The sequence below is a fragment of the Halomonas sp. genome (genome assembly GCF_031581305.1).
In the GTDB taxonomy this organism is placed as follows: Bacteria; Pseudomonadota; Gammaproteobacteria; order Pseudomonadales; family Halomonadaceae; genus Halomonas.
Genome location: NZ_JAVLBC010000013.1, coordinates 20,761 through 29,088, shown reverse-complemented (window position 1 = coordinate 29,088; position 8,328 = coordinate 20,761). Strand labels below are relative to the sequence as shown.

Sequence of the window (8,328 nt, the reverse complement as noted above, 5' to 3'; positions counted from 1 at the left end):
CACCACCGGGGCCGAGTGCTCGCAAGACAGAAAGTGGCGGACATCGACATGAGAAAATGCAGAGCCCGCTTCATGGCCATGGCGTGGTAGCTGGACTATGTTCAAGGCAGCTGCAACGCTTATCGCATCGATCCCATGGGCGCCGTCGTTGCAGTCCTTTCATACCACCATCCATAGCGAGCATCCGGATGAAGGTCTCCGGATGAACAGGGGGAGCGAGGACATGAAAACGACTACTGCATCCATGGCACTGATCGCCCTTTTGCTGGGCGCCACCTCTGCATCTGCGGAGTCCGAGGACATGCTGCAGCTGGCAGAGGAGAAGCAGTGCCTGAGTTGCCACGCCCGGGACGATGACACCCCGAGGGCACCGAGCTTCAACAGTATCGCCGCCAAATACTCCGAGGGAGAGATGAGGGGTTACCTGATCGAGGTCGTGATGACGGGGGGCGAGGATCACTGGGGATCCGCGACCATGCCGGACGCCAGCGAGCGCGTCGAGGTGAGCGAGGAGGAGGCCGGGCAGCTGGTCGACTGGATCCTGAGCAAGCACGAGGAGTGAGCCCCCGCAAGGCGGGCAAGGACGCAGGCTCAGCGACGGGCACGTTCCAGCAGACGCCGCATCGCCGCCGTCGGTGCCTCGAGCTTCTCGTGGCGCCGACTGGCAGCGTAGCTGTCGTTGAAGGCATCGAAATAGTCGTCGAGCACTTCGGCCGCCTCCGCGTCTCCGGCCTGTCGCAGCAGTTCGGTGGCCACCTCGGCGGTACAGAGGTGGGCGGCGGAGGCCGGCTTGCGCAGTCGATAGCGAGTCAGCCGCTCGGTAGCCAGGGGCAGCACCGGCAGCCAGTCGAGGTAGGGGCTCTTGCGGAAGATCCGCCGTGCCTGCCGCCAGGTCCCGTCGAGGATGATAAAGACCGGGGTCCTGCCCCCTTGCTGCTGCTCGGTCACGCTATCCATGCCCACCACCCGTTCGGCATAGTCCGGCTGGTCGTCGGGGAAGATCACGAAGGGCGCGTAGCGCTTGTCCTCGAGCAGCGCCAACAGCCGCTCGTCGGGTACCGTGCGGTACCAGGTAAAGACCTCGGTGTCGGGCAGGACGTCGCCGATGAGCCGCCCGGTATTGGTGGGCTTGTGGTGCTCCAGGGGGTGGGTGAGCAGCCACACTCTCGCATCACTCGTGGCGATGACCCGGTAGGGACAGAGGCAGTTGAGCACCGGCAGGTTGCAGCCCTCGCAACGGGTAACGAAGCTGCCCCGCGCCTTGAACTCGCGGCGTGGCGGCCGCGGATGACCGGTGGCGGGATCGCGCTCGATGACAGTGTCGTGGAAGGTGTCGTCCTGCATGTGGGGCATGGTCCCGAAGCCGAAGGGGCGGCATTCTAGCATGAGCCTTGCGCGTCTTGCGTCTTGCCCCTTTCCTATTCGAGCACCGTTTCCGGCAGCCAGAGCCTTCCCTCACGCTTCCAGTGTCGCACCAGCGCAGGCACGCCTTTCCCGGCCGGCTGGCCGACGCGGGTGACGCCCGGCGGAGCCAGGGCATCGGCCTCGGGGTCGACCAGCACGCAGGGGGCGTCAAGGGGGGCATGATCGAGCAACGAGGCCGCCGGCATCACGGCGAGCGAGGTCCCGACTACCAGCAGCAGGTCGGCCTGGGCGGCGATCTCACAGGCGTCCGCAAAGTGCGGCACACTCTCGCCGAACCACACCACGTCCGGGCGCAACTGGCTGCCCTTGTCACAGATGTCACCCAGGCGGATGCCGCCGCGGGGCAGCGGGTAGTGCATGCGCGGGTCGACCGAGGAGCGCGCCTTGAGGATCTCGCCATGCAGGTGCAGCACATGGCGTGATCCGGCGCGCTCGTGCAAGTCATCGATGTTCTGGGTAATGATGCTGACCCGGAAGCCCTTCTTCTCCAGCGCCGCCAGGGCCTTGTGGGCGGCATTGGGGCGGGCGCGGCGCACCTGCTCGCGGCGCCGATCGTAGAAGCGCAGCACCCGCTCGGGGTCCCGACGCCAGGCCTCGGGCGTGGCAACCTCCTCCACGGGGTGGTCCGCCCACAGGCCATCGCTGGCGCGGAAGGTCTGGATGCCGCTCTCGGCACTGATGCCGGCCCCGGTGAGCACCACCAGATGCGGCGCGCGCTGTTTCGCCATTCTCCATCTCCCATCACCAAGGCGCCCGTGCCCATTACCGCTCAACAACACAGAGGCATGTCCTGCTGGGGGAAATTACCACCCCATACCTGGCCATGAACAGCCTGCACGGCACTGCGCACAGCGGCCGCCGATCTTCTCCTTGGCCCAAATTTCGATTTGCTCAAAAGTGTCAAAGGCCATGCAGATGCCGCAGACAGCAACAGTGGTGACATCCGTAAAGGAGTGCTGCATCTTGCCGTGATGACGCGGGTCGGTAACGTGGGTGACGATGTTTCAGAATCGACACGACAAACTGGGGTATGGCTTCGTCTGGTCAGATGCCTCAGCCATATCGAATCCTTTCTTGTGATTCAATCGCGAACGAATATCGACGTGTGATTGCCCTCGTGACTCCAGCACAGCCAGGCTTAGAGCGAATCGCGGGCTCTACCACGCTGTACGCGCAGGATATCGGCCATCACTGCCAAAGCGATCTCGGCAGGCGTCTTGCTGCCAAGCGACAGGCCGATCGGCATGTGCAGGCGGTCGATGTCGTCGTCGGTCAGGCCGCCGGAACGGCATAGCCGCTCGGCGCGCGCCTCGGACGTCCGCTGCGAGCCCATCACCCCGATGTAAAAAGCAGGCGTTCGCACCGCTTCGATCATGGCCAGGTCGTCGATGCGCGGGTCGTGGGTCAGGGCCACCACGGCAGTGGCCGCATGGCAGGCGCCTGATGCGATATACAGTGAGGGCAGTTCCGAGCGTAGCTCAACGCCGGGTACGTTGAAGTCGAGGCGAGCCTCCTCGCGAGGGTCACAGACAATCACCTCAAAGCCCAGAGCACGAGCAAACTCGGCGCAGGCCACAGAAACCGACGAAATGCCGGCGATAATCAGCCGGGCCGTCGGCCCGACGCGCATTCGTATCATGCCACTCTCGACATCCCGCATGACCCGCGGCCCCACGTCCTGGTCATCGAGACAATGCATGGCCCCGGTGGCCGGATCGACGCAGCGAACCAGATGGCGGCGACCCACCAATGCATCGTGTAGCGCTTCGTAGTGCGCCAGGGTAGTGGCATTCGGCGGGAGTCGCTCGATCAGTACTTCCAGGATGCCTCCACAGGGTAGTCGGATCCGAGGGCCTCGAGGGGCCTCCGGGTCTCCATAGCACAAGGTGGACACCGGACGATCGAACTCGCCGTCACGCAGCCGGGCGAGGAAGTCTTCCTCGACACAGCCGCCGGAGAGTGACCCAACATGACGACCGTCCCGCCGCGCCACCAGCCAGGAGCCGGGCTCCCGGGGCGAGGAGCCGAAGGTGGCGAGTACGGTACACAGCCACAGCGTTTCACCCTCACGGGCCCACGCCAAGGCGCGCTCCATGACCTTCAGGTCCAGATGCTGCATGATCCGCTCCCCAGCTGGTTGCCGATAGGCAGGTCCCGGTTGCCCTTTCCGGTGGGACTCCGCATTGGCGCTAAATGCGTTTGAGGCTGCGCAGGATGCGCTCGGGCGTCATGGGCATGGCGGTAATCCGCCCGCCCAACGGGGCAATCGCATCATTAACGGCATTCATGATCGCTGCCGGTGAGGCAGCAGTGCCAGCCTCGCCGGCGCCTTTGGCACCGATTTCCGTGTACTGACTGGGCGTCTCTATATGGGCCACCTCGATGTCGGGCAGCTCAGAGGACAGCGGTACAAGATAATCCGCAAGGCTGCCGTTCGTGAGTTGGCCATCGGCGCTGTATAGGCACTCCTCGAACAGGGCCATACCGATGCCCTGGGCGACGCCACCCCGGGCCTGTTCGTCCACCAACTTCGGGTTCAACACCCGGCCGCAGTCTTCCACCACCCAGTGTTTTAGAAGACGCACCAGACCGGTATCTACGTCCACTTCCACATAGGAAGCGTGCACGCCGTTGGTGAAGGCGAAGGGCAGGCCCTGCGGCGAGTAGTGGCGTACTACCGAGAGCTGAGGCTGGAATCCTGGGGGTAGGGTGTCACTGCGGAAGTAGGCGATCCGGCCAACCTCGGCGATGCTAATTCGCTCCTCGCCGTCCTCGCGGCTGACCACCAGACCGTCGCGCAGATCGAGCTCTGACGGGGATGTCTGCAGGGCAGCCCCAGCTACCTCCAGAATGCTGTCGCGCAGGGCTCGGGCGGCACGCACGGTGGCTTCGCCGCCAATGGCCGCTGCCCGGGAAGCCCAGGCGGCGCCTCCGTAGGGAGTCGCGCCGGTATCGCCGGTGACGACACGGATGTCCTCCATCGCGATGCCGAGTTCGGTAGCAGCGATCTGGGCGACGATAGTCTCGGTGCCCTGGCCGAGTTCGTTGATACTGATCGCGAGTTGCACCTTGCCCGAGGGCTCGAGCCTCATTGAGCAGCCATCCTGTGAGGAAATGCGGGCGCCGCCGACGCCGTAGAAGGCCGGCCCTGGGGCGGTAATTTCCACAAAGGTAGCCATGCCAATGCCACGGTAGACCCCCTTTTCCCGGAGCTCCCGCTGCTCCTCGCGCAACCCTGGATAGTCGATCATCTCCTTGAGCTTCTCCAGCGAGCGCTGCAGGGACAGTCCTTCGTAGGTGAAGCCGCTGGCGGTCTTATAGGGGTAGGCGTCGTCGGAGACATAGTTACGGGCACGGAGTTCCGCCGGGTCCATCCCCAGCTCGGCAGCAGCCTTGTCCACCAACGCCTCGGTGACGGTGAAGGCGATGGGGTGGCCCACTGCCCGGTACTGGCTCATGACGTTCTTGTTCTGTAGCACTACCTTGAGTACCGCCCGGTAGTGCTGCTGGGTGTACGGGGCGCCCACCAGCTTGATGACCTGGTTGCCCTCTACTGCGCTAGTGCGCGGGTACACCGAATAGGCCCCGACACCGGTGAGGTCGTCCACGTCATAACCGAGGATGCGGCCGTCCTTGGTCAGGGCCAGCCGAGCGCGCACCCGGTGGTCGCGGGCGTGAATGTCGCTGACGAAGGACTCCAGCCGGTCCGCCGACCACTTCACCGGGCGTTTGAGCAGCATGCTCAGCGCACAGGTGGTCATTTCCTCCCCGTGAACGTGAAGCTTGACGCCGAATGCACCACCGATGTCCTTCACCACCACCCGCACGTTCTCCTCGGCCAAGCCGAGGTGGCGGGCGTAGACATCCTGCATCTGATAGGGCGTCTGAGTGCCGTGGTAGGCGGTCAGACGCTCCTCGCTAGGATCATAGTCGGCCACCACCACCCGGGGTTCCAGGGTCACCCCGGTGTGGCGGCCGAAGTGGAATTCGTCCTCCACCACCAAGTCCGCCTCGGTGAAGGCGCGCTCGATGTTGCCAGCCTCCACCTTGCTGCCGAAAACGAGGTTGTCGCCCAGCTCAGGGTGGATCAATGGTGTATCCGGATCCAGGGCAGTCTCCGGGTCGGTGACCGCGGGCAGTTCCTCGTAGTCGATCAGCAACAGCTCCAGCGCGTCCTCGGCCAGGGCGCGTGTCTGGGCCACCACTGCTACCACCGGCTCGCCCTGCCAGCGGACCACATTGTGGGCCAGCGGGTACTGCGGCGCAGACTTCATGCCGGCGAAGTGTTCCAGGGTGCCGACCCAAGGCTCGCAGATCTTAGCAATGTCCTCGCTGGTGAACACGCCCACCACTCCGGGCGCTTGACGGGCAGCCTCGGTGTCGACCCCGGCGATGCGGGCGTGGGCAAAGGGGCTGCGGGCGAAGGCTACGTGAACCATGCGCGGCAGGCTGACGTCGGTGGGGTACTGACCGCGTCCCGCCAGCAGTCGGCGCGCGTTGGGCCGCGGCACACTGCGGCCGATATAGCTGTTCGGGCGATCCAAGACGCTCAAGTGAGGATTTTCGCTCATTCCGCAGCCTCCTTGTTGCCCCTGCTGCAGGTCTCGGCCACGGCGTCGACAATGGCATGATAGCCGGTGCAGCGGCAGTAGTTGCCGGATATCCCGGCACGAATCTGCTCCCGGTCCGGGTTGGGGTTGTGCTTTAACAGGTCAGCGGCGGCTATCAGCATACCCGGTGTACAGAAGCCGCACTGCAGGGCGTTGTTGCGGTGGAAGGCCTCTTGCAGGACGGCGAGTTCACCACTCTCGGTAATACCCTCGACGGTCTCGATCTCCGCCCCTTCGGCCTGCACGGCGTACATCAGGCAGGCGCGCACTTGATCGCCGTTGTAGCGCACGGTGCAAGCGCCGCAGGCGCCCTGTTCGCAGCCGACGTGAGTGCCGGTCAAGTGAAGTTCTTCGCGTAGAAAGTCGGCCAAGGAAAGTCGCGGACTGACATGGCAGCTGACGTGCTCGCCATTAACGGTCAGGTTGAGAGCGTAGTTGGTGTCACTCATGCACTAGGGTCTCCGCTCAATGCGTGCAGCACTCGGCCGAGAAGCACGCGGGTTAAGTGGGTCTTGGCCTCGGCTGAGGTGTAGAGGTCGCTCAGGGGTTGGAGGTCATCGGCCAGAGCTGACTGAGCGGCCTGGATGGCTTCGGCGTCTAAAGGCCGGCCCTCCAGGGCGGCGGCGGCCTGCTGGGCCAGCATCGGGGTCTCGGCCACACCGAAGAAGCTCAGCCTTATTTCATACAGGCGTTGGTCGTTGCGCCGCAGCAATTTCATGGGCCCCTTGGCGCCGACTCGTGCCTGGGCGGCTAGTCCGACGATGGCGTAATCCCCTTTGCGCCGGGCTAGTTCGTCGAAGCCGTAGAGCATGCCGCCGGCGGCCGCCGGCACCTCCACGTGGGTGATCAGCTCGTGGGGCTCAATAGCGGTCTGGTAGACGCCCTCGAAGAACTCCTCTGCGGGGACGGTTCGGGTGCCATTGCGGCTGGCCAGGTGAATGCGCGCCCCCAGGGTCAGGCAACAGGCCGGCCACTCAGAGGCGGGGTCGGCAGTGGCGACGCTGCCGCCGAAGGTGCCGCGGTTGCGGATCGCCTCGTGGGCGATGAAGGGCGCCGCACGGGCTAGCAGAGGGGCGTGCCGGGCTACCTCCGGCGAGCGCACCATTTCGGCGTGACGCGTCAGCGCACCAATGCGCAGCCACTTGCCACGCAGTTCGACGCCGGACAAACCGGGGACGTGGTTCAGATCCACCAATACGCTCGGGGCGGCCAGGCGCATGTTCATAGTGGGCACTAGGCTTTGGCCGCCGGCGATCACTTGGGCCTCATCCCCGTGTTCGGCCAACAGGGCCAGCACTTGGTCAAGCGAACCCGGCCGTACATAGTCGAATTGTGGCGACTTCACGTCTTCGTCTCCTCCGGCAGCTCAGTGGCGGCAACTGGTGGCGCTACCACAATTTATCATTTGATTAACTATGCGGCGGCCGGTGGATCGATGTCAATGCCCTTGTAGTCGTATACGCAGGCGATGAAAATGGCAGCAGGCTTAGCGGGAGGAGTAGAGGGTGGAAGCGGAAAAAGGCAAACGACAGCGGCTCACGCCGGAGCAGCGAGAGCGGCAGATTGTCGACGAAGCAATCCGCTTCTTCGCCGAAGTCGGCTTCGAGGGTCAAACGCGGGAACTGGCCAAGCGCTTGGGGATTACCCAGCCGTTACTGTATCGGTACTTTCCGAGCAAGGAGAGCTTGGTCGAACGGGTCTATCACGAAGTCTATTTAAAGCGCTGGCAGCCACACTGGGAGGCACTGATCATAGACCGCAGCCGGCCTCTAGAGGAACGACTGATTGCCCTGTACCAGGAGTACACCCGGTTGATCTTCAACTATGAGTGGGTGCGCATCTTCATGTTTGCTGGACTGAAGGGCGTGAACATCACCAAGCGTTACCTGAGTATCGTCGAGGACAAGCTTTTCGTGCCGGTATGCACCGAACTTCGAGAGGTGGCGGGGTTGCCTTCCACCGACAAGGTGCCGCTACAGCCCGAGGAACTGGAACTTGCTTGGGATCTCCATGGCGGGATCTATTACCTGGCCATTCGCAAGTGGGTCTACAACCTGCCCATCCCGGAGGACCTGGATGGTCACATCGAACGAGTGGTTCACAGCTTCATCGAAGGCACGCCTGAGACACTGCGCTGGCACTTCGCCAGGCGCGATACTCAGCGGCCCCTGCCCCACCAGTAGCGGCCGTAGGATGGGCATATGCCAGCGATGCCCACTCGCTCCAGCCGTCGGATCCACTACAGCTGAGACAGAGGTGCCACGAAGCAAAGCCATGTGATGCTGACTCTGTG

The 8,328-nt window shown here is 64.0% G+C and carries 9 protein-coding genes; 2 read left to right on the top strand and 7 right to left on the bottom strand.

The window, feature by feature from the left end:
• Positions 1-223: 223 nt before the first annotated feature.
• On the top strand, positions 224-562 hold the full coding sequence (locus tag RI841_RS02560; protein WP_310704023.1) for a c-type cytochrome: 339 nt from the start codon (positions 224-226) through the stop codon (positions 560-562).
• A gap of 29 nt (positions 563-591) precedes the next feature.
• Here RI841_RS02560 and RI841_RS02555 read toward each other — a convergent pair whose 3' ends face one another.
• The 7 genes from RI841_RS02555 to RI841_RS02530 all read right to left on the bottom strand — a co-directional run bounded on the left by RI841_RS02555 (position 592) and on the right by RI841_RS02530 (position 7,380).
• Positions 592-1,344 carry a DTW domain-containing protein gene (locus RI841_RS02555; protein WP_310704022.1) on the bottom strand — a complete coding sequence of 251 codons (753 nt, stop codon included), beginning with the start codon at positions 1,342-1,344 and terminating at the stop codon, positions 592-594.
• 74 nt (positions 1,345-1,418) lie between these two features.
• The gene (locus RI841_RS02550; RefSeq protein ID WP_310704021.1) at positions 1,419-2,153 is read right to left on the bottom strand and encodes an NAD-dependent deacylase; all 735 of its coding nucleotides are present in this window, start codon (positions 2,151-2,153) and stop codon (positions 1,419-1,421) included.
• A 75-nt stretch (positions 2,154-2,228) separates the two neighbouring features.
• Positions 2,229-2,426 carry a transposase family protein gene (locus tag RI841_RS16495; protein WP_405000902.1) on the bottom strand — a complete coding sequence of 66 codons (198 nt, stop codon included), beginning with the start codon at positions 2,424-2,426 and terminating at the stop codon, positions 2,229-2,231.
• Between the two features lie 137 nt (positions 2,427-2,563).
• The gene (locus RI841_RS02545) at positions 2,564-3,544 is read right to left on the bottom strand and encodes an XdhC family protein (RefSeq protein ID WP_310704020.1); all 981 of its coding nucleotides are present in this window, start codon (positions 3,542-3,544) and stop codon (positions 2,564-2,566) included.
• A gap of 70 nt (positions 3,545-3,614) precedes the next feature.
• Positions 3,615-5,996: a xanthine dehydrogenase family protein molybdopterin-binding subunit gene (locus RI841_RS02540; RefSeq protein ID WP_310704019.1), complete on the bottom strand. Its 2,382-nt coding sequence runs from the start codon at positions 5,994-5,996 to the stop codon at positions 3,615-3,617.
• Positions 5,993-6,484, bottom strand: a complete 492-nt coding sequence (locus RI841_RS02535) for a 2Fe-2S iron-sulfur cluster-binding protein (protein WP_310704018.1) — start codon at positions 6,482-6,484, stop codon at positions 5,993-5,995. Before RI841_RS02535 ends, RI841_RS02540 begins: the two co-directional genes overlap by 4 nt.
• Positions 6,481-7,380, bottom strand: coding sequence for a xanthine dehydrogenase family protein subunit M (locus tag RI841_RS02530; RefSeq protein WP_310704017.1), 900 nt, complete (start codon positions 7,378-7,380; stop codon positions 6,481-6,483). The genes RI841_RS02535 and RI841_RS02530 overlap by 4 nt, the downstream gene beginning before the upstream one ends.
• A 160-nt stretch (positions 7,381-7,540) precedes the next feature.
• Here RI841_RS02530 and RI841_RS02525 point away from each other — a divergent pair, with 160 nt between their 5' ends.
• Positions 7,541-8,218 (top strand): TetR/AcrR family transcriptional regulator, encoded by a 678-nt coding sequence (locus RI841_RS02525; protein ID WP_310704016.1) that lies wholly within the window; start codon positions 7,541-7,543, stop codon positions 8,216-8,218.
• Positions 8,219-8,328 lie beyond the last annotated feature (110 nt).

Coding starts and splice junctions, on each gene's coding strand:
- RI841_RS02535 (WP_310704018.1), bottom strand. CDS start 6,484: ATGAGTGACACCAACTACGCTCTCAACCTGACCGTTAATGGCGAGCAC.
- RI841_RS02555 (WP_310704022.1), bottom strand. CDS start 1,344: ATGCAGGACGACACCTTCCACGACACTGTCATCGAGCGCGATCCCGCC.
- RI841_RS02540 (WP_310704019.1), bottom strand. CDS start 5,996: ATGAGCGAAAATCCTCACTTGAGCGTCTTGGATCGCCCGAACAGCTAT.
- RI841_RS02550 (WP_310704021.1), bottom strand. CDS start 2,153: ATGGCGAAACAGCGCGCGCCGCATCTGGTGGTGCTCACCGGGGCCGGC.
- RI841_RS02560 (WP_310704023.1), top strand. CDS start 224: ATGAAAACGACTACTGCATCCATGGCACTGATCGCCCTTTTGCTGGGC.
- RI841_RS02545 (WP_310704020.1), bottom strand. CDS start 3,544: ATGCAGCATCTGGACCTGAAGGTCATGGAGCGCGCCTTGGCGTGGGCC.